This is a genomic window from Nitrospira defluvii (assembly GCF_905220995.1).
GTDB lineage: Bacteria > Nitrospirota > Nitrospiria > Nitrospirales > Nitrospiraceae > Nitrospira_A > Nitrospira_A defluvii_C.
In genome coordinates, this window is sequence record NZ_CAJNBJ010000002.1 from 157799 (window position 1) to 178033 (window position 20235).

General features: G+C 60.8%; 13 protein-coding genes. 9 read left to right on the forward strand and 4 right to left on the reverse strand.

What is annotated here, in order from left to right; all coding sequences use genetic code 11:
- Positions 1 to 66 precede the first annotated feature (66 nt).
- Positions 67 to 657 carry a non-homologous end joining protein Ku gene (ku, locus tag KJA79_RS08175; RefSeq protein WP_213041545.1) on the reverse strand — a complete coding sequence of 197 codons (591 nt, stop codon included), beginning with the start codon at positions 655 to 657 and terminating at the stop codon, positions 67 to 69.
- 206 nt (positions 658 to 863) lie between these two features.
- Between ku and KJA79_RS08180 the strand changes: the two genes are divergently transcribed.
- Positions 864 to 2411, forward strand: a complete 1548-nt coding sequence (locus KJA79_RS08180; protein ID WP_213041546.1) for an FAD-dependent oxidoreductase — start codon at positions 864 to 866, stop codon at positions 2409 to 2411.
- Between the two features lie 313 nt (positions 2412 to 2724).
- On the opposite strand, the gene KJA79_RS08185 is transcribed toward KJA79_RS08180, so the two are convergent.
- Positions 2725 to 3594: a DUF6279 family lipoprotein gene (locus tag KJA79_RS08185; protein ID WP_213041547.1), complete on the reverse strand. Its 870-nt coding sequence runs from the start codon at positions 3592 to 3594 to the stop codon at positions 2725 to 2727.
- Positions 3595 to 3786: 192 nt separating this feature from the next.
- Here KJA79_RS08185 and KJA79_RS08190 point away from each other — a divergent pair, with 192 nt between their 5' ends.
- Positions 3787 to 4224, forward strand: a complete 438-nt coding sequence (locus KJA79_RS08190; protein WP_213041548.1) for a cupredoxin domain-containing protein — start codon at positions 3787 to 3789, stop codon at positions 4222 to 4224.
- 325 nt (positions 4225 to 4549) lie between these two features.
- On the opposite strand, the gene KJA79_RS08195 is transcribed toward KJA79_RS08190, so the two are convergent.
- Entirely contained in the window at positions 4550 to 5275 is a 726-nt protein-coding gene (locus KJA79_RS08195) for an endonuclease/exonuclease/phosphatase family protein (protein ID WP_213041549.1), read from the reverse strand.
- Between the two features lie 21 nt (positions 5276 to 5296).
- Complete coding sequence (locus tag KJA79_RS08200; RefSeq protein ID WP_213041550.1) at positions 5297 to 7573, reverse strand: VTT domain-containing protein; 2277 nt, start codon at positions 7571 to 7573, stop codon at positions 5297 to 5299.
- Between the two features lie 160 nt (positions 7574 to 7733).
- Here KJA79_RS08200 and KJA79_RS08205 point away from each other — a divergent pair, with 160 nt between their 5' ends.
- From KJA79_RS08205 to KJA79_RS08235, 7 genes are all read left to right on the forward strand, one after another.
- A complete protein-coding gene (locus KJA79_RS08205) occupies positions 7734 to 8129 on the forward strand; it encodes a four-helix bundle copper-binding protein (RefSeq protein WP_213041551.1) in 396 nt (131 codons plus the stop codon).
- A gap of 53 nt (positions 8130 to 8182) precedes the next feature.
- Positions 8183 to 8635 carry a hypothetical protein gene (locus tag KJA79_RS08210; RefSeq protein ID WP_213041552.1) on the forward strand — a complete coding sequence of 151 codons (453 nt, stop codon included), beginning with the start codon at positions 8183 to 8185 and terminating at the stop codon, positions 8633 to 8635.
- 212 nt (positions 8636 to 8847) lie between these two features.
- Positions 8848 to 13575, forward strand: a complete 4728-nt coding sequence (locus tag KJA79_RS08215; protein ID WP_213041553.1) for a response regulator — start codon at positions 8848 to 8850, stop codon at positions 13573 to 13575.
- Positions 13572 to 16691 carry a response regulator gene (locus KJA79_RS08220; RefSeq protein ID WP_213041554.1) on the forward strand — a complete coding sequence of 1040 codons (3120 nt, stop codon included), beginning with the start codon at positions 13572 to 13574 and terminating at the stop codon, positions 16689 to 16691. Before KJA79_RS08215 ends, KJA79_RS08220 begins: the two co-directional genes overlap by 4 nt.
- Positions 16688 to 17527, forward strand: coding sequence for a CheR family methyltransferase (locus KJA79_RS08225; protein WP_213041555.1), 840 nt, complete (start codon positions 16688 to 16690; stop codon positions 17525 to 17527). The genes KJA79_RS08220 and KJA79_RS08225 overlap by 4 nt, the downstream gene beginning before the upstream one ends.
- A gap of 5 nt (positions 17528 to 17532) precedes the next feature.
- Positions 17533 to 18123: a chemotaxis protein CheB gene (locus tag KJA79_RS08230; RefSeq protein ID WP_213041556.1), complete on the forward strand. Its 591-nt coding sequence runs from the start codon at positions 17533 to 17535 to the stop codon at positions 18121 to 18123.
- Complete coding sequence (locus KJA79_RS08235; protein ID WP_213041557.1) at positions 18120 to 20216, forward strand: response regulator; 2097 nt, start codon at positions 18120 to 18122, stop codon at positions 20214 to 20216. The genes KJA79_RS08230 and KJA79_RS08235 overlap by 4 nt, the downstream gene beginning before the upstream one ends.
- The last annotated feature ends 19 nt before the right edge of the window (positions 20217 to 20235 follow it).

Genomic DNA, 20235 nt, shown 5'->3' on the forward strand with positions numbered 1-20235 from the left:
TTCCCTCGCGCCTTTCTTCTGCCCTCACATCCATACCTCCGTTCACCATTGGGCAGGGGGTCCCGTTCACCGGTTACGCGCTTTTACGCCGGACCTGCCGTCTGCTTTAAGCTTCGTCGCTGGAATGTCCAGGTGCTTCACCGGCCGGATTTCATTCGCATACCGCAAGGTGTTCAACAGCAGCACCCCTTCCCATGGCATGATCGCCGCTAGGTATTGCCTCGTGCGAATCACAACCATCGCGATCGCAACTTTGCCGGTCTTCTTGAGTGTTTCCCGCAGCAAGGCATAGCCCTTTTCGCCGCGCTTGTCGGGCACCACATAATACGGTGTTTCAAACAAGGCAGGCGCTATGTGCTCCACCTTGACGAAGCTCACGATATCGACCGTCTGCGTGGCCTCAACGTTCGCCCGGCGAAAATCTTCGTCGGTCAGCACCACATACCGGTTCTTCTCGTATTCATACCCCTTGAGGATCTGGTCCCATGGGACTTCTTTCCCGGTGACCTTGTTGTACCGCTTGAACCCCACCGGCTTCCTGTCGCGCCGATCCAACAGGGTCAAATCGAAACGATTCCGGTTCTCCGCCGGGTAGAGGTCGACCGGGATGTTGACCAGCCCGAAGCTGATGGACCCTTTCCAAAGTGGTCGGGACATGTTTGTTCCTTCATGATCGAATTCAGTCTGCACATCTAACAACAGACTGGTCGTCCGCACACTCGGAGTATCCCCAGTTCGACGCGGCAATGAAAAACTAGGTTCTTCCCTAGCTGCGGGCTGTCAGAGATCCCGATACGGTCACTCGTTGCCGACGTTCAACCGATTCCCGCCGATATCGCCCTGGTGGCCATAAAGGAGACACCATGCACCATACAAGCGAACAGACCCGATCGATCTGGATGGCAACGGACATGCCGGTGGTTCCCCCCCTGACGCTGGGCGCGCATGCAGATGTCTGTATCGTCGGGGCCGGCATCGCGGGTCTCACCACCGCGTACTGCCTGATGAAGTCCGGCAAATCCATCATCGTCGTGGACAAAGGGCCACCAGGCGGGGGAATGACAGGCCGGACCACCGCACATCTCTCCAACGCGGTCGATGATCGTTATGTTGAAATCCAACGTCTGCATGGCGCATCCGGCGCGCAAGTGGCTGCAGAAAGCCATTCCGCAGCTATCGACTGGATCGACATGATCAGGGTACGCGAGGGCATCGATTGTGATTTCATGCGACTGGACGGGTACCTGTTTGCCCCCTCCAATGGCCCCGCCGATCTGATCGAGGAAGAATGGCAGGCCGCCCAACGTGCGGGCCTAACCGGAGTGGAACGTCTCAACCGGTTGCCTCACGGCCTCTTCCCCACCGGGCCCTGTCTCAAGTTTCCACGTCAGGGCCAATTTCATCCGCTGAAATATCTTACGGGTCTGGTCAGAGCTATCCAACGGGACGGTGGGCGCATCTTTAGGGACGCCCATGTGGTGAACGTCGAAACCGGCGCGCAGGTGACGATCGAGACGAGTCAGGGATGCGCCGTGACGGCAGATAGGCTCGTCGTGGCTACCAATACTCCGATCAACAACATCGTGACGATTCATACCAAGCAAGCAGCCTATATCAGCTATGTCATCGGGGCGAGGGTTCCGGCGGGAACCGTTACACCGGTCCTGCTGTGGGATACGCTCGATCCGTACCACTACATCCGATTCTCCACCGAATCGGCGGGAACGCCAGATGAACAGACCTGGATCATCGTCGGCGGTGAGGACCACAAGGCAGGTCAAGCGAATGATGGAGAAGCCCGATATGCCCGATTGGAAGCCTGGGCGCGGGAACGATTCCCCGAGATGGGAGACCTGGGGTTTCGCTGGTCCGGGCAGATTATGGAATCAGTCGATGGGCTGGGCTTTATTGGGCGTAACCCCGGCGATTCCGACCAGGTCTACATTGCTACCGGCGACTCCGGCATGGGCATGACTCACGGGACCATTGCGGGCTTAGTGATTGCGGATCTGATTATGCAGCGCCCATCGCCTTGGGCCCCATTGTACGACCCATCACGCAGGACAATTCGCGCCGCCGGTGAATTTCTGCGCGAATCCCTCAACATGGCTGCCCAATATACCGACTGGGTGACCGGCGGCGACGTAAACAGTGAGGAGGAGGTTGCGCCGGGGCAGGGAGCCATTCTCCGTGATGGCCTGACCAAGATTGCGGCCTATCGTGACGACCAAGGGATCTTGCACAAATGCTCCGCCGTTTGCCCGCACCTGGACTGTATCGTGGCGTGGAACAATACGGAATCCACGTGGGACTGTCCTTGCCACGGTTCCCGCTTCGATAAGTTCGGAACGGTGCTTAATGGACCAGCGACTACGAATCTCACTCCGATTGTCGCAAAACATCCGGCGTAACTCGCGGCACTCCGGAGATGTTTGGCCAAAGTCCCAGGGAGTCTCCTAGTACCGGAAGGTCGGCATCCGCCGCATGGTGATCACAAGAGCGCGCAGGTCCTTTCCCGTCCCGATTGGATAGGCCCGCTCTACTGCGGAGGAAAAGACGTCGCGTCATTGACCCGGCGCCTTTTCCTCCCGACATCCCTTTTTGTTAAGCCACTTGCTGAAAGGAGCCCGCAATGCCGATCATTCTGTGGATTCTGGGTGTGCCGGTGAGCGTAATTCTCCTACTGTGGTTGTTCGGGATCGTGCACTTCTGATCTCCCTGTGATCACCGTGCACGCGTCATTGTCCGGAGGTCATCAATGAGGTCTTGGATGGATGACACGGCCCGCCCCCGTTGCACCGGCGTCAGCATGTGATCGAGTTGCAGGATCACCGCCGTCAGTCCCGCGCGCCACTCCCTATCCAGTTGAGCCCGGGCCGCTTCCGACTGCTCCACGGTCGGATTCACAATCCCACGCAGCTCATCCGCGAGATGCTCCTCCGTCGCTCGTGTTCTGAGTGAGGCGATGAAGGCCTTACGACGTTGCCGGCGCGACTCCCACCAAATCGGCTCGGCGTCGGGAAGCGCCCGCACAGACGCACGCAATTGCGCCACCTGCCCGGCCTGTAACGAGCCTATCCATTTCCTGGCGAGCGCCAGTGCTTTGTCCGCCCGCAACTCGGCGCGGGCATCGCTCGGCCCGGCCCATGATTCCCTGGTCTTTTGTTCTTCGCGGATCAGGACCTGCTCCACATGTCGTACCTGTGATTCACTCATAGTCGTCAAGAGGGCGCTGCCGTCAGGAAGGACGCGCTCGACCAGATCGCCACGGAATCGATCATAGGCGGCATAGGCCCAGTCCAGATCATCCGGTCGCAGCCCGGCTTGTACCCGTGCCTTTAATTGGTCAAGAAATTCCGCATAGTCAGGAAGCATCTCCCTGCGATGACGAACAAGAAGGCGTTGGGTTCGTGCCAGCAGATCTCGACGTTGCCCTGAGGTCAGATCGAAATAGTGATCCGCCTGCCATTCAATGATCCGGTCCGCATGCCTATAGCCCAGGGTCAACGCACAGCCGCTTACCAGAAGGCCTACCGCGACTGTGGTCAACAGCCTGGCACAAAGAGTTCGACCCCATGCCGCTCCGAGTTTCATCTCATCTGCCCCTATCCTGTGCCATGAATCTATCCGCCATCGAGACCGCTGTATTCAGCCATACTCCAGTTCTCAAAGCGGCGCACACTGGGGGTATTCCGAGTATGTGACGGGGCGAGACTGTGAGATTGTGGGCGATAGCATTGCTCACGTGTGAACGACGGGCATGTTCATTCTTAGAGGAGGACAACGATGAAGACGATGACGCATGTATTGGCGGCGTTGGCGGTACTGACCCTGAGCGCCTGTTCCCATTCCCCAACGGCCACGAAGACGGTATCGGAAACGGAAGCCGGCACGAGGACCGGAATGGTCAGGAATATCGTCATCAACGAGACCATTCATCCGGAGACTCTCACCGTGCGGGCCGGCGACGAAATCCGCTGGATCAATCAGCGACAGGATGCGGTGACGATCACAATCGATCAAGCATTGGACCACACCGTGTCCTGTCGGAATGGATTTTCGAAATCCATGGGGATGGGAATCGACAACAGCACCAAGTTGGCGAGTCATGAAACGGCCGGTCTCTGTTTTACGCGAATCGGCACGTTCAAGTATTCAGTCCACGCATCATCCGACGACAAACACGATTTACCCAACACCCACGGTTCCGTCACCGTGCAGTAACTCCGCGCTCCGAATGACCCGCCGTCCGGAGTGAGGCCGGCGGGAGACGGGTACATCTTCACCCGACCCTACACAGATATCAGGGACAACCCTATCTTGCTGACTGGAGGTCTCATCATGAGCCAGGAACGATTCATCGCCATTTGTTGTGTCTGCGATAACGTGCGGGATGATTCCGCGAAGGGGAGTCCCGGCGAGGAATGGGGACCGCTGTCTGCGTATCTCTCACTCCATCGGCTTCGCAGCGGCGAGTACCGGTTGACGCATGCCTACTGCCCCAGCTGTTCCAGTAAATTCTCGCGGCGGGAGAGCAGCCCCGTGGCCCTCACGCCACCGGTGACCGAGTCCCTGGAACCGATCCGGGCGGAAAGCGTATATCGGCCTTAATCGGCAGATGATCCGACGAGAGGCGGCTGAGCGGGGTGTCGTGCACCGCCACAGACAGCAATGCCTGGGCAGGTGCGATCAAGATTCGATCCAATGGGAGGATCGGGCAGCGGGCGGGGAAGGTGGCCGGAGAGGATGACGCGCCGAACAGTCGGCTCAATCCCCGTAATGTCTTGCCTCGCACGTTCCATTCATTGAGGTCTCCCATGAAAATGGTGAGGTCTTGGCGGTTCGGCGCGAACAATTTCAGCAAACGCTCCACTTGCACGGGACGTTCCCGCGGCCACAATCCCAAATGCGTGGTGACGACATGCATCGTCTGTCCACGCAACCGCAAATCGACATCCAGCGCACCACGGGGCTCATGCAGACCAACCGACAGATCCCAGTGCCGGACGCCTGCCACGGGGAACCGGGTCAACAAGGCGTTCCCGTACTGGCATGGCCCTCGCGAACGGACCGGACCTGGTATCGCCCTCAAACCGGTGCACGCGGCCAGCCAAGGCAGCAGCTGATGACCGCCTGGCTCCTTCAAATCGATTTCCTGTAACGCCACAATGTCCGCATTCATTTCCGACAACACTCGCAGGATTCTGCCTGGCTCATACCGCCCGTCTTTCCCAATCGCCCGATGAATGTTGTACGAGGCCACTCGCAGCTCCATGGTCGAACGATCCTTTGCGACTTATGAGGCAGGACTCGCCATGTTGTCGCGTCCTGCTGTCGTGACCGGTCGCATGATCGGGACATGGCGCAACACATATCGAACCACACTCCACGTCAACCCGACGAACAGCCCGAGGCCGACCAGGGCACCGGGCGTGGGAGCCCGCAACGCCCCGTCCAGGCCATTCAGAATGGCGGACAGCAGCACAATACCGGGACTCATTCCCAACGCCGTGCCCAGCAGAAACTCGCGCAGGGAGATCGACGTCGATCCGGCGACCAAATTGACCATCGAGAACGGGGCGACGGGAAGCATCCGGATCAGGAACACCGCCCAGGTGCCCCGCTGCGCCAATCGCCGGCTGAGGTAGGCAACGCGGCGACCGGCGAATCGCTGCACATGATATCGCCCCAAGACGCGGCCCAGCCAGAACAGTGTCGCCGCGCTCAACAGCGATCCCGCCAGGGCGGCGCTCATGCCCAACCATGGTCCGCATGCGAGCAGCGTCAGGATGATCAGCAGCGTGATGGGAACCGCAACGAATCCACCGACCACATATCCCCCCAGCAACGCCATAAGCCCCAATGGGCTGCGGCCCAAGGTCTGGATTTCTGCAATCACCCCGCTTGCCTGAATCCAGTCGTCCAGCGGAATCCATCGCCAGGCGAGAGCCAAGAGCCCGATCGCCCCCAACAGCAGATATCCGGCCAGCAGCCTACGGCCCAAATGATGACGTTCCGGGGCGGGCACCACCGTACCGAGCACCTCCTCCATCCCCATCGCTCGTTCCGGATCCACCAAGCGCTGTTCTGGAATCACTGCCGGCACATCTGTGCCGGTGAAACAGCCGCTCTCCAAGCTGCGCGGCCCCCCGCGTAAGGACGTAATGGCCTGTAGCAGGGACCCGCAGCACTGCGTCGCCTCCATCAGTCGTGCCGGCTCGACGCCAAGGTGTTCGCCAATCAGTCGGTTCCGCAGTCCGGCAATGACTGCCTGAACCCGTGGTTGGTTCTGCGCTTCGATGGCGAGATTACACTCGGTATCGAATCCCATCGACCGATTGGACACGTTTGCCGAGCCGACACACACAAACTCGTCATCGACGATCAGCAGTTTGCTATGGATTGCCACCCATTCGGGTCCCTCACTCCCCGATACGGTCGGAGCATAGACGGACAACCGGCCATAGTGATCGGCCAACTCCAGGTCATGGAGGACCTTGGCCCGCAAACTGTCCATCGTCCTACGCTCCAACCAGCCGTCGCAATTGTGGCGCAACACCAGGACCACTTCCGGCCCCTGATGTTCGGACAACCGGGCTGCCAGGGCACGTCCGATGGTGTGGGAGGTACAATATTGCGATTCAATATAAATCGAATGTCGCGCCCGTTTGATGGCTTCGAGATAGGCCTGCTCGATCTCCCGGACCTCAGCCTGGCCGGCGAAGCCTGGTTGGGTTCGCATCACCCCCACCTCGCATTGTTCAAGGTCGGGTTGCAAGGTTGCGGGCCAGAGGTCCGTGACCGGGCGTTGTGTAGGCCTGGGCGGGCGTCGCCCCGTGGCGACCTGCCACCGAGTACGGAACAGGTCCCCGAGGGCGCCAGCCGCCGCTCCCGCGACCATCATCTGCACGTCATGAAACGGAGGATAGGCCTGCCCGTCGGCGTCGACACGTCGTACATCCGCAGTCGCATGGGCACTCGTATCCCATCTGGATTTCGTGAGATCCAGGCCCCCGATGAATGCAGCCGTATCGTCGATCACAACAAGCTTCTGATGGTGGGACGCACCGAGCGGATGTTGGCCGTCCACTCGGTACACTAACCGGCGATGCCTGTTCCAGCCGGCCTGCGCCGTCGGCATCCATTCACGCTCAAGGGCATAAATCATGGAAAAGTCCCAGTTCAACACGTGAATTTTCAGACGGCGTTTGCGGCGTAGCAGCGCGGTCAGAAACTCCCCGAGTTTGGCGGGCAACGGTGAGACCGCTTCGGCCCCCCGTACAAGTTCGACCTGCGTGTCGAGGTCCCATCCCGCGATGTAGATCGACTGTGAGGCCCGTAACGCGACGTCCCGGAAGGTCTGGAAATAGGCCTCCCCGTCGATGAGGAAGGCGGCTCGCTCGGCCGGTTCAATGCGCCAGCACGTCTGTCCGGATTGGAGAATCGGCGATGGAGTATCGTCCGGTTTCCGGTTCTGGTGGTCGTCGGGCCGATAACCATGATCGGACTGTTTTAATCGATCCCCACGTGGAACAGCCCTAGCATCGCCGGTCGTGAAAGTCGTCTGGTCCATGTGCCCGCCACCTTACACGAGATGCGACTGCGTCCTGAGCTAGTCATCTCCCTAGTCGATGGCGACGCAAACGAGCGGTTTCCCTAGTAGGCCTGTCGCTCATCCCGGCGTAGCCTGACGCATGAGACAACGACGTGAGCGACATCGGAAGGAGGCGAGCATGGCGGCAGTGCCCCATTCACAAGAGCAACACACCATCGACTGTATCGAGGCGTGCATGGACTGTGCGCATTTTTGCAATGCCTGCGCGGATGACATGATCGGCATGCCTCATGAGGAATCGGAGGACCTCATAGTCCGCTGCATCAGACTCTGTCGCGACTGTGCGGACATCTGTCTCCTGGCGGCTCAATGGATGGGCCGGAACTCGGCCTTTGCCATTCGTGTCTGTGCACTCTGTGCGGAGATTTGCGAACTCTGCGCCGGGCTCTGTGAGCAGCATGCTCCACACCACGCGGCTTGCGGAGATTGCGCGAAAGTGTGTCGACATTGCGCCGCCCTCTGTCACCAGATGGTGGCGGAGACCATTCCCGCAGCGTCGACCGGCAATGCGTGAGCGGCCGGGAGATGACCGTCCAACGGTCCTCCAGCCGCTCCGGGAGGGACACCATGCGGAATCACTTGCTCGGAGCACTCATCGTGACCGCGCTACTGACGGGGGGATGGACCGCCGGCACACCGGAGGTGCCGGTGCCCGTTCCACAGCCGGGACCAGGCCCGACCGTCCCACCAAAGCCGTCTGATCCGGTTCCTCTACCACCCACGACTCCGCACTCCATGCAACAGGAGGGCGAGATCCACACCTCTGCGCTCCATCTGATCGCCGAGCGGGAAGGCTCCTCCTCAGAGACTCTGTCGGGTTTGCTGATCGAGTTGAACCTCGATCAGCGGAGGGGTCGCGTAACCACCGATGTGGGGAAAACGGTGTCTTTTTCCATTCCAAATCCGGACCTCTTCCGCAACCTGTCGATCGGCGAGCGCGTGACACTCAAACTCGACTCGTCTCAACGGGCGGTCGGCGTTCTCGAACAGACCGCCCCGGAGATCCCCCCGCCAGGGTAGCGGCCGGGGGAGCCAGGGGAGATGGTTCGAAGGCCTGCCCCCTGACCAGCCGGACAGCCAGCACAGACCCTCGACTAGGGGTTTCACTAGTGGGGGGGGACTGCCGGGAATGCTACAACCTTCAGCGATTCTTGAGCATCGTCCGGTCATGACTCACGGTACCTTCACGGGCAAGCACCATCCGCGACCATTCCATTGTGCCGGGCCTCACGATGAATGCACACGATCCGTCCAACTGGCTGACCGGAAGTGATATGGGGGAACGTATCAAGGCCTTCGATTGGTCGAACACTCCGCTCGGCCAGATCGAACAGTGGCCTACCGCGCTCGTTTCCACCTTGAGTGTCTGCCTGACCGCCCAAACCCCGATGGCCATCTATTGGGGGAAGGATTCCTGGCTCCTGTACAACGACGCCTGGCGTCCGATCGTGGGCGGGAAGCATCCCTGGGCACTGGGCATACCGGCGAGGAACGTCTGGCCGGAATTGTGGCCCACGATCCAGCATTACTACCGAAGCGTCCTCACCACAGGGGAGGCCAACTGGAGAAGCGACGAGCTGTTGCCCATGCAACGGTTCGGCTATACGGAAGAATGTTACTTCGATTACAGCCTGAATCCCATTCGTGGCCAGGACGGGCAGGTCGAAGGGATCCTGAATATCGTTCAGGAGACCACTTACCGTGTCCTGAACGATCGCCGCACGCGCTTGTTGCGCGAACTCGCCTCCCTTTCCGGATCTGCTCAGCACGAGGACGACGCCTGTGCGCTGGCCTTACAATCACTCGCCACCGACCCCACCGATCTTCCCTTCGCCCTTCTGTATCGATTAGATCGGAGCGGCGGCCAAGCCACCCTCGCCGGCGCGATCGGGCTGGAGAAGGACCACCCTGCCAGACAGGACCGAGTCCAACTCCACGACCCCAAAACCACGGCGAGCTGGCCTCTCGCAGCGTCGCTTCAGCAGGGTAGCCCGCTGGTCCTGGACGATCTGGCCGATCGGTTCGGCTGGCTCCCCGGAGGGGCATGGCCCGAACCGACTAGACAGGCGATCATTCTTCCCATCACCCAAGGCACCCATCAGGACGGCGATGTCCTCCTCATCGCCGCGGTCAGTCCGCGTCTGCAGTTGGACGGTGATTATCGGCATTTCTTTGGCATGGTCGCCTCGCAAATTGCCATGGCCCTCACCAATGCGAGAGCCTATCAGTCGGAGGCGAGACGCGCGGAGGCCCTGGCGGAATTGGACCGGGCCAAGACGGAGTTCTTTAACAATGTCAGCCACGAGTTTCGCACCCCCCTCACACTCATGCTCGGTCCGCTGGAGGAAGAACTCCGCGAGCGGCCGCATAACACCAACCTCGACGTTGCCCATCGCAATAGTGTGCGCCTCCTGAAACTCGTGAATATCCTGCTGGACTTCTCACGCCTTGAGGCAGGCCGCACGGAGGCCCTGTATCAACCGACCGACCTGGCCGCCTACAGTGCGGACCTGGCGAGCGGGTTTCGCTCCGCCGTCGAGGGAGCCGGTCTGACCTTCCGTATCGACTGCCCGCCCCTGCCGCAACCGGTCTATGTCGATCGTAGCCTGTGGGAAAAGATCGTCCTCAACCTGCTCAGCAACGCGTTCAAGCATACATTTCAGGGCGAAATCTCGCTATCGATCAGACACAGTCAGGAGGGCGTCACGCTGGCGGTGCAGGACACCGGAGTCGGCATTCCCACCGACGCGCTCCCGCGGCTGTTTGAACGATTCTACAGAGTGCAGAACCGGCAAAGCCGGACGCATGAAGGCAGCGGAATCGGATTGGCACTCGTCCGGGAAGTCGTGCAACTGCATGGAGGGACGGTACAGGTTGAGAGCCGCCTCGACGAAGGCAGCATCTTTTCCGTGACGCTTCCCTGGGGCAAGGACCATCTGCCTCCGGAACAGGTCAGTCTGGATACCGCCGCCTCGACACATGCGCCGGCCGTCTCAGCGTATCTCCAAGAGGCGTGGCAGTGGCTGCCCGAGGTCGGAACAGATGTCTCGCAGGAGGAGGTGCCCTCGCCGGATGGGCCCGCATCCAGACGAGCACGCATCCTCGTGGCCGACGACAATGCGGATATGCGCCGTTACATCGTGCGCCTCCTGCGCGAGCACTACGAGGTCAAAGCGGTCGGTGACGGACGTGCCGCCTTGGCTGAGATTCGCCGCCGCCCCCCGGATGTGCTGCTGAGCGACATCATGATGCCGCAACTGGACGGCATCGGACTCGCCAGAATTCTGCGGGCCGATCCGGCCCTGCAGACCATTCCCATCATTCTGCTCTCCGCCCGCGCTGGCGAGGAGCCGCGCATCAAAGGCCTCGAGCAGGGCGCTGATGACTATCTGGTGAAACCCTTCAGCGGGCGAGAGTTGCTGGCGCGGGTGTCGGCCCATTTGAATCTGGGCCGACTTCGCCGGGAGGCGGCCGGACAAATCGCCTCCAGCGAAGCGCAATTGCGGGCGATCATCAACCAAGCCACGGTCACGGTCGCACAAACCGATCTGGCCGGCCGATTCCAACTCGTGAACCGACGGTTCTGCGACCTGCTGGGTTATACGGAGTCTGAATTGCTCGCCATGCGCATGCAAGACGTGACGGATCCTGAGGACCTTCCACGGAATCTCGACCTGTTTCAACAGCTCGTCCAGGGCGGACCCGATTTCGTGATCGAGAAGCGCTACCGGCGGAAAGACGGGACGGCCGTGTGGATGAGTGTCAGTGTCGGAGGCGTCAGGGAGGGCACGGACCTGCAGTCCATCGTGGGCGTCGGACTCGACATCAGCGACCGAAAACGGCAGGAGACACAGCTGCTGATCGTCAATCGACGGCAACAATGGCTCTACGAGCTGGCCGATGCCGTGAATCGCGCGGAACCGTCGTCGCGTCTCTATGAGCGGGCGTTGCAAGCCATGGCGGAAGCGGTCGAAGCGGATCGGGCGGCGATTCTCCTCATTGATGACGAAGGCGTGATGCGATTCAAGGCGTCCCAGGGTCTGTCTACGGAGTATCAGCGCGCGGTCGAGGGGCATTCCCCATGGACCGCCGATCAGAAAGACCCTCCGCCTCTGTTCATGGAGAACGTCGCCTTGTCTGAGCTGACGCCAGAATTGCAGGCCACGATCCAACGGGAAGGCATCCAGGCCCTGGCCTTCATTCCCCTCACCTATAGCGGCCGATTGCTGGGCAAATTCATGCTGTACTTCGACCGGCCCCGCCGCATGACCGACGAGGAGATCGAATGGTCGCAGGCCTTGGCCACGACCTTGGCACTCGCCGTCGCACGGGCCCAGGCCGATGAGGTGCTGCGCGCCAGCGAGGAACGGCTGCGACTGGCCATGGTGGCCGGACGCATGGGCGCCTGGGATCTCAATCTCCATACCGGAGAGACCACCTGGGACGCGAAACAGTACGAACTCTTCGGACGGCCGACGGATCAGCCAGTCCGTCGAGCGGAGGAGTTCTACACGGCGCTGCATCCTGACGATGCGGCCCAGGTACAGGACGCAGCCACGCGAGCCATGGACACCGGCTTGTTCACGTCGGAATTTCGCGTCGTGCACCAGGACGGCGCCGTCCGCTGGCTGTCAGGACAGGGTGCGACCGTCACGGATGACCAGGGCAGGCCGGTCCGCATGATCGGTATCAACTATGACATCACCGAACGCAAACAAGCCGAGCAGGACTTGCAGCGATTTGCCGCTCAATTGGAACATCGCGTCGCCGAACGCACGCTCGAGCTGACACAGTCGCGGGAACAGTTACGGGCCCTGGCCACCGAGCTGAACCTGGCCGGACAGCGCGAGCGACAACAGGTGGCGACGGAGCTGCATGACTACCTGGCCCAACTACTCGCCCTCAGCCGGATTCGTCTGGCGCAAGCCATGCAACACCCGATGGCGCCCCCGCTGAGCCGGACCTTGCATGAGTTGCAGGAGGTCACGGATCAGGCGTTGACCTACACCAGAACCCTGGTCGCCCAACTCAGTCCGCCGATTCTCAAGGAATTCGGTCTACCGATGGCCTTGCGATGGTTGGCGGAGCAAATGCTCCAACGAGATCTACACGTCTCCCTGGACTTCTGCCCGGCCGAACTGGCCCTTCCGGAAGATCAAGCCATGCTGCTGTTCCAATCCATCCGCGAGCTGCTCATGAATGTGGTCAAACATGCGGGCACGAAGGACGCGGCCATTGCGGTCCTGGTCAACGACGGTCATCTGCAAATCACGGTGACGGACCATGGAACTGGTTTTTTGCCAGCGGAGAAGACCGCTCTGCCCCGACAGGGGACCGTGCCCGGATTCGGGCTGTTTAGTATCCGTGAGCGGATGCTTGCACTCGGGGGACGGTTCGATCTCCGCTCACGGCCTGGTGAGGGCACGATCGCGACGCTTGTCATGCCCCTTGCGACTCCGCTTGGACCAGCCGGGTCGCTGTTGCCTCACCATACACCGGCTACAGGTTCACCCCGAACCGCCAAGGAGCATCCGGGATCATCCACTCATCTCAACGGCCACCCTCACCGGCCTACCCCGGTCATCAGGGTCCTCATCGCCGACGACCATGCGATGGTCCGGCAAGGGCTGTGCGGGCTGCTGGCCGGTTATGCGGACATCGAAGTTTTGGGTGAAGCGGCCAACGGGCAGGAAGCGGTGGCCCTCACCACCCAATTACAACCCGATGTCGTCCTCATGGACGTCAACATGCCGGGGATGGACGGCATCGAGGCCACCAGACTGATCAAGGAGGTCATGCCCAACACGATCGTGATCGGCTTGTCCGTTCAAAATGCCGGCCATGTGGGCATGGCCATGCGCGAGGCTGGCGCCATCGCGTTCCTGAACAAGGAGGCCGCCGTCGAAGATCTCTACCACACCATCCTCACCGCCCGGAACGCCCTGCTGAGTACCCGATGAGGCGATTTCAACAACGGCCGACACCCCTGATCACCGGCGGACTCGCCCTCGCCCTGGCGCTGGTGTTTCTGTCTGAATTCTATACCGCGCTCGGCATTACGGTCTGGGTGTTGTATTTGATTCCTCTTGTGCTCTCGTATCTTACTTGGAATCCCGCCGTGCCGGTCATCATCGGTGCTGTCGTGACACTGATGATGTTCGTCGGTCTCTTCATCAGCCCTGCCGGCATTGATCCCTCCCTGGCGTTGATGAATCGAAGCATGGGTGTCGTGACGGCCATTGCCCTGGCCGCCCTCGGACATCAGTTCGTCAGCGGGCGCCTGGCCGTGCGGAGAGAAGAATGGGTGCGGGTCGGCCAGACGGTGCTGAGCGAGCGAATGATCGGCGATCAGAGCCTGCGGACGCTCGGGGAAAATGTGTTGCACGGGCTCGCCGCATACCTTGGTGCGCAGGGCGGGGCCATCTTCATCGAAGAGGCCGGCGAGTTCCACCGGACCGCCACCTATGGAGTGCCGGACGGCAGTCCCATCCCCGATCGTCTTCGGTCCGGTGACGGGTTGTTGGGCCGCGCGCTTCATGAACAACAGCCCATCGTGGTCCAGGATCTGCCGGACGGCTACTTCACCATCGGTTCCTCCTTGGGACAACATGCGCCGCGGCATCTGCTGATCGCGCCGGTCGGCGTCGACGGCCGCATCAACACCGTGCTGGAACTCGGGTTTTTTCACCCGGTGCAGGACTCGGATCGGGAGTTGATCAGCCGTCTGAGTCAAGCTATCGCCCTCTCCGTCCGGTCGGCCCGTTATCGGTCTCAGCTGCAGGAGCTGCTTGAGGAGACCCAACGTCAAGCCGAAGAATTGCAGGTGCAGAGCGAGGAACTCCGGGTCGCCAATGAGGAACTCGAAGAGCAGAGCCGGGCACTCAAGGAATCGCATGGCCGGCTCGAACAACAGCAGGTTGAACTGGAACAGACGAACAGCCAGTTGGAGGAACAGGCCCAGATCCTGGAGAGACAGAAGGAAGATCTCAGGGAAGCCACTCAGACCTTGGAGGCCCAAAAGCGTCAGTTGGAACAGGTCAGCCGCTACAAATCGGAATTCCTGGCCAACATGTCGCACGAGATGCGTACGCCGCTCAATTCCACACTGATTCTGTCCAAACTGCTTGCGGATAATCCGCAGGGAAACCTCACCCCGGATCAGATCAAATCGGTGACGACCATCGAATCCGCCGGCCATGATCTGTTGACCCTCATCGACGATGTGCTCGACCTCGCCAAGGTCGAAGCCGGGCGCATCGAGCTGACGTCGGAAGATATCTCGCTCAAACGCCTGCGGGACAACCTCCAGGCCCTGTTCGCGCCCTTGGCGGAACAGAAGGGCCTCCGACTGCGTGTCACACAGGCGCCGGGGGCGCCGGAATCCATCGAATCCGATTGGCAACGCCTGGAACAGGTGCTGAAAAATCTCCTCTCCAACGCGATCAAATTTACAGAAACGGGCTCGGTATCCCTCGACATCAGCCCGCTGCCGGACGGCTGGCTCGCCTTCGCCGTACAGGACACCGGCATCGGCATCCCGACCGACCAGCAAGGATTGATTTTCGAACCGTTTTGTCAGGCCGACGGAACGACCAGCCGCAAGTACGGGGGAACGGGTCTCGGGCTCTCCATCTCCCGAGAATTCGTGCGCCTGCTCGGCGGCCACATTCACCTGACCAGCGTCCCCGGACAGGGCAGCACGTTCACTGTGCTGCTCCCTCAGGCAGGAGCCGGCTCGGCCGCTCCTGTGTCCTTCCCCTCTTCATCCGGGCACACACCGGTTCCCCCTTCACTGTCACACAGTCTCGATGACCTGTCGGCGGGGGAGCAGCGGAACAGCCGCGCTGTGCCAAGACTGGCTGACGACCGAGAGTGGCTCTCGGCTGATCGACGGCTACTCCTGATCGTCGAAGACGATGACTCCTTTTCGCGCATTCTTTCGGACCTGGCCCATGAACTCAACTTCCAGGTTATCACCAGCGCCACGGCGTCCGATGCGGTACTCCTCGCCTCCCGCTACCTCCCGAGTGCCGTCATCCTTGATATCGGATTGCCGGACCATTCCGGTCTCTCCGTGATCGACCGCCTCAAATCAGACGTGCGCACGCGCCACATTCCGGTCCACGTGATTTCCGGCCATGACCACGTGAAGACGGCACTTTCGCTCGGCGCCGTCGGCTACATGCTCAAACCGGTCAAACGTGAGCAGCTGGTCGAAGCCTTCCGGCGGTTCGAAACTCGGCTGACGGAACGGCCTCGCCGGGTCCTCATCGTGGAAGATGATCCTGCGCAGCGTGAAAGCCTCCGTCTGTTGCTCGGCTCGAACGACGTCGAAACCGTGGGGGCGGAAAGCGCCGCCGAATGCCTCACACATCTGACGCAACGAACCTTCGATTGCATGGTGTTGGATCTCACCTTACCGGATGCGTCCGGCTTTTCATTGCTGGAAGACCTGAGTCGCGAAGAGCACCTCGCCTTTCCGCCCGTCATCGTCTATACCGGGCGGGACCTTTCCACCGACGAAGAACAGCGCCTGCGTAAATACTCGCATTCCATCATCATCAAGGGCGCCAAGTCGCCTGAGCGGCTGCTTGACGAAGTGACGCTGTTCCTGCATCAGGTCGTCACGACCTTGCCCCCCGAACAACAGCGCATGCTGGAGAAGGCGAGGAGCCGCAATGCCGCCCTCGACGGACGACGCATTCTCATCGTGGAAGACGATGTCCGCAATATTTTTGCCTTGAGCGCAGTCCTGGAACCTCATGGTGCCAAGCTGGAGATCGCGCGAAACGGGCTGGAATGCCTGGCCCTGCTGGATCGCGCCATGTTGACCAAAGAGTACGGCATCGACATGGTGCTGATGGATATCATGATGCCGGAAATGGACGGACTGACCGCCATGCGAGCGATTCGCGAACGCCCCGACTGGCAGAAACTGCCCATCATCGCCCTGACCGCCAAGGCCATGAAAAATGACCAGGAACAGGCCCTGGCGGCGGGCGCCAACGACTACATGGCGAAACCGCTGGATGTGGATCAATTGCTTTCGCTGATACGTGTATGGATGCCACGATGACACAGGAGACCGCGGCGAGGACGGAAGACATCGAGCTGCGCCTGTTTCTTGAGGCGATGTATTCACAATACCATTATGATTTCCGTGGGTATTCACGAGCCTCCCTCAAACGCCGTCTGATTCTCGCCTGCCAGCGCCTCGGCTGCCCGACGGTCTCGGCGCTGCAGGAACGCTTACTGCACGACGACCGGGTCCTACCCCAGCTGCTCGACTATATGACCGTACAAGTCAGCGACATGTTTCGTGACCCGGCGTATTTTCGCGCACTCCGTGAACAGATCATCCCGCACTTGAGGACCTATCCCTCGCTGAGAGTCTGGGTCGCGGGCTGCAGTTCCGGGGAAGAGCTCTACTCCCTGGCGATCCTGTTTCGGGAAGAAGGCTTGGAAGAAAAGACGATGTTCTATGCCACCGATGTCAACGGCAATGCCCTCGCCAAGGCGGAGGCCGGAGTCTATGCCTTGGATCGCGTGGCGTTATTTACGAAGAACCACCGGCTCTCCGGCGGCAGCGGTTCATTGTCGGACTACTACCACGCCGCCTACGGGGCCGCTCGCTTTGATCAGACCTTACGCCGACGCACGGTATTTTCAGACCATAGCCTTGCATCCGATTCCGTCTTCGGCGAAATGCATCTGATCTCCTGCCGGAATGTGTTGATTTATTTCGATCGTCCGCTGCAAGACACCGCGGTGGGACTCTTCAAAGACGCGCTGGTCCGAAAGGGATTCCTGGGAATGGGGGCCAGAGAAACGTTGCGTTTTAATGCCCACGCCAAGGCCTTCACCGAGCTTCTGCCCCATGAGCGGATCTATCAGAAACGGGGAGAAACCTGAAACCCATGCGGACGGTGATCTCCATCGGCCACATCGAAGCCGTCGTCATCGGCACCTCGGCGGGAGCGATTGCCTCGCTCTCCCACCTGCTCCCGCCGCTCCCGCAGGACTTTCCGCTGGCTATCCTGGTGGTGGTGCACGTGCCTTCGGACCAGCCCCACTCGATTTCGAGTCTCCTGCAGACCAAATGCCGCATCAACGTGAAAGAGGCGGAGGACAAGGAGCCCATTCTCCCCGGCACGGTCTACTTCGCTCCGCCGGATTACCACGTGCTCGTGGAACAGGATCGCCGGCTCTCGCTGTCGAACGAAGAACCGGTCAATTTCTCACGGCCCTCGATCGACGTCCTGTTCGAATCCGCCGCAGACGTCTACCAGGAGCATCTCTTGGCCGTGATCTTAACCGGAGCGAACCACGACGGCGCCCAGGGAGCTCGTGCGGTCGGCCGCGCCGGCGGCACGGTGTTGGTGCAACATCCGGACTCGGCGACGGCGCGGATGATGCCGAACGCGGCATTGGCCGCTTGTCCGACTGCGGAACCGATGTCGCTCTCCGACCTCACCGATCTGTTGGTGTCACGAGGGCAACGACCATGATGCCAGCCATGAATCAGGCCAAATTTCTGCTTGTCGACGATCATGAAGCCAACCTGGTAGCGCTCGGCGCCGTGCTGTCGCATGACGGCGTCGAGATGCTGCGAGCGAGATCGGGACGGGAGGCGCTGGAGCTCCTGTTACGGCATGACATCGCCCTGGCGATCATCGATGTGCAAATGCCGATCATGGACGGGTTTGAGCTGGCGGAGCTGATGCGCGGGTCCCGGCGTACCCAACATGTGCCCATCATCTTCCTGACCGCCGGCCCGCAGGACAACTTGCATCGCTTCCGCGGATACCAGGCCGGGGCCGTCGACTTTCTCTACAAACCGATCGAGCCGAATGTGTTGCGCAGTAAAGCAGCGATCTTTCTGGATCTCTATCGGCAGCGTGAGGAACTGGCCCGCCAGAGGGACAAGTTTCTGACGCTCGCTGAAGAAAAAGCCGCTTTGCTGCGCGAACGTGACGAGGCCAATCGTCGCCTGCGCGAGAGTGAGTCCCGTTTTAGAAGCCTGGCCGACAGTGCCCCGGTGATCATCTGGATGATCGGCCAGGACGGATGTGAATTTGTGAATCAGGCCTGTCTTGAGTTTTTCGGAGCACCACGCGCCGAGCGGATCGACGTGTCCGGCTGGGCCGAATGCATCCACCCGGACGACCGGGCGCAGGCCGCTGAGGCTTACCGCTTTGCAGTTGAGGCTCGCACGCGCGTGGAAACCTTCTTCCGCTGCCGTCGCCGCGACGGGACCTATCGCTGGCTCCACAGCATCGGAATGCCGACCCTCTCTGCGACGGGCGAGTTGCAAGGATACATCGGCGCGAGTCACGACGTGACCGACAGCAAGGACGCGGAGGATCGCCTGCAACGGTGGAGTATCGATTTGGAACGTGCGGTCGATACGAAGACGGCGGAGTTGCAACAGTCGCAGGATCAACTGCGCGCATTGGCCACGGAACTCACGCTGACCGAACAGCGAGAGCGCAAACGGCTAGCCACGGAACTGCACGACTACCTGGCTCAATTGCTGGTCGTCATGCGGATGAAGTTACGCCAGACACTCCTGCTTGTGAGCGAGGATCGCATCGGCCTCTTGCTCCAGGAAGCAGACCAGGTCCTGACTCAGTCGCTCGACTATACTCGCTCACTGGTCGCCGAACTGACGCCGCCGAACCTGAAAGAGTTCGGGCTGTTGGATGCCTTGAGCTGGCTGGCGAACCAGATGCACCGTCACGGGCTGACCGTGACCGTGCAGGAAGACACCGGCGAGCCGGGGCTTCCCGAAGATCAGGCGGTGCTGTTGTTTCAGTCCGTGCGGGAACTCCTGTTCAACGTGGTGAAACATGCCGGGGCGAATGAGGCTCGTATCACCATCGCCCTGACGGACGATGACCGGCTCGAGATTCTGGTGGAGGACGACGGCTGCGGATTCGTGCCCAGCCCCCCGCCGGATCGGGGCACCGCCTCGTCCCAATTCGGACTCTTCAGCATCCGTGAACGGATGGCGGCAATGGGAGGCCGCTTGAACATCGAGTCCGCTGTGGGGAGCGGGACAAGGGCCATTCTCACCACTCCCTACCGGGCGGTCCGTGATGAGCCGAGTAGCACGGCACCAGGCCCGGTCCCCGCTCAGGACGGCCCGGCTCCCGCTCAGAACTCCCCATTCGATTCGAGGGTCGGCAACCAGCCAGGATCATCCGTCATCGGGATACTGCTCGTGGACGACCACCAAATGGTTCGCGAAGGACTGCGCAGCCTGTTAGAGAACTACGACGACGTCGCAGTCATCGGGGAGGCGGCGGACGGCAGTGAGGCGATTCAGTCAGTAGACAGCCTGCACCCGGCCGTCGTGATCATGGACATCAACATGCCCAAGACCAACGGAATCGACGCGACCAGCGAGATCAAGTCACGCCATCCTCACATTGCCGTGATCGGACTCTCCGTGCAAAACAGCGAAGAAGCCCAGGATGCCATGCTGAAGGCCGGAGCCGCGAGACTCTTATCGAAAGAGGCCGCGGTTGATGAATTGTATGAAGCCATTCGCCAGGCGCTTGCGGACGAAAACCCCCGGTGCGGCACCTCCCTGACATAACCGGCTGACCGCGCTAGCG

What these genes read in the sequence shown, in the direction of transcription:
- ku (WP_213041545.1), bottom strand. Translation starts at nt 657, where the DNA reads ATGTCCCGACCACTTTGGAAAGGGTCCATCAGCTTCGGGCTGGTCAAC.
- KJA79_RS08180 (WP_213041546.1), top strand. Translation starts at nt 864, where the DNA reads ATGCACCATACAAGCGAACAGACCCGATCGATCTGGATGGCAACGGAC.
- KJA79_RS08185 (WP_213041547.1), bottom strand. Translation starts at nt 3,594, where the DNA reads ATGAAACTCGGAGCGGCATGGGGTCGAACTCTTTGTGCCAGGCTGTTG.
- KJA79_RS08190 (WP_213041548.1), top strand. Translation starts at nt 3,787, where the DNA reads ATGAAGACGATGACGCATGTATTGGCGGCGTTGGCGGTACTGACCCTG.
- KJA79_RS08195 (WP_213041549.1), bottom strand. Translation starts at nt 5,275, where the DNA reads ATGGAGCTGCGAGTGGCCTCGTACAACATTCATCGGGCGATTGGGAAA.
- KJA79_RS08200 (WP_213041550.1), bottom strand. Translation starts at nt 7,573, where the DNA reads ATGGACCAGACGACTTTCACGACCGGCGATGCTAGGGCTGTTCCACGT.
- KJA79_RS08205 (WP_213041551.1), top strand. Translation starts at nt 7,734, where the DNA reads ATGGCGGCAGTGCCCCATTCACAAGAGCAACACACCATCGACTGTATC.
- KJA79_RS08210 (WP_213041552.1), top strand. Translation starts at nt 8,183, where the DNA reads ATGCGGAATCACTTGCTCGGAGCACTCATCGTGACCGCGCTACTGACG.
- KJA79_RS08215 (WP_213041553.1), top strand. Translation starts at nt 8,848, where the DNA reads ATGAATGCACACGATCCGTCCAACTGGCTGACCGGAAGTGATATGGGG.
- KJA79_RS08220 (WP_213041554.1), top strand. Translation starts at nt 13,572, where the DNA reads ATGAGGCGATTTCAACAACGGCCGACACCCCTGATCACCGGCGGACTC.
- KJA79_RS08225 (WP_213041555.1), top strand. Translation starts at nt 16,688, where the DNA reads ATGACACAGGAGACCGCGGCGAGGACGGAAGACATCGAGCTGCGCCTG.
- KJA79_RS08230 (WP_213041556.1), top strand. Translation starts at nt 17,533, where the DNA reads ATGCGGACGGTGATCTCCATCGGCCACATCGAAGCCGTCGTCATCGGC.
- KJA79_RS08235 (WP_213041557.1), top strand. Translation starts at nt 18,120, where the DNA reads ATGATGCCAGCCATGAATCAGGCCAAATTTCTGCTTGTCGACGATCAT.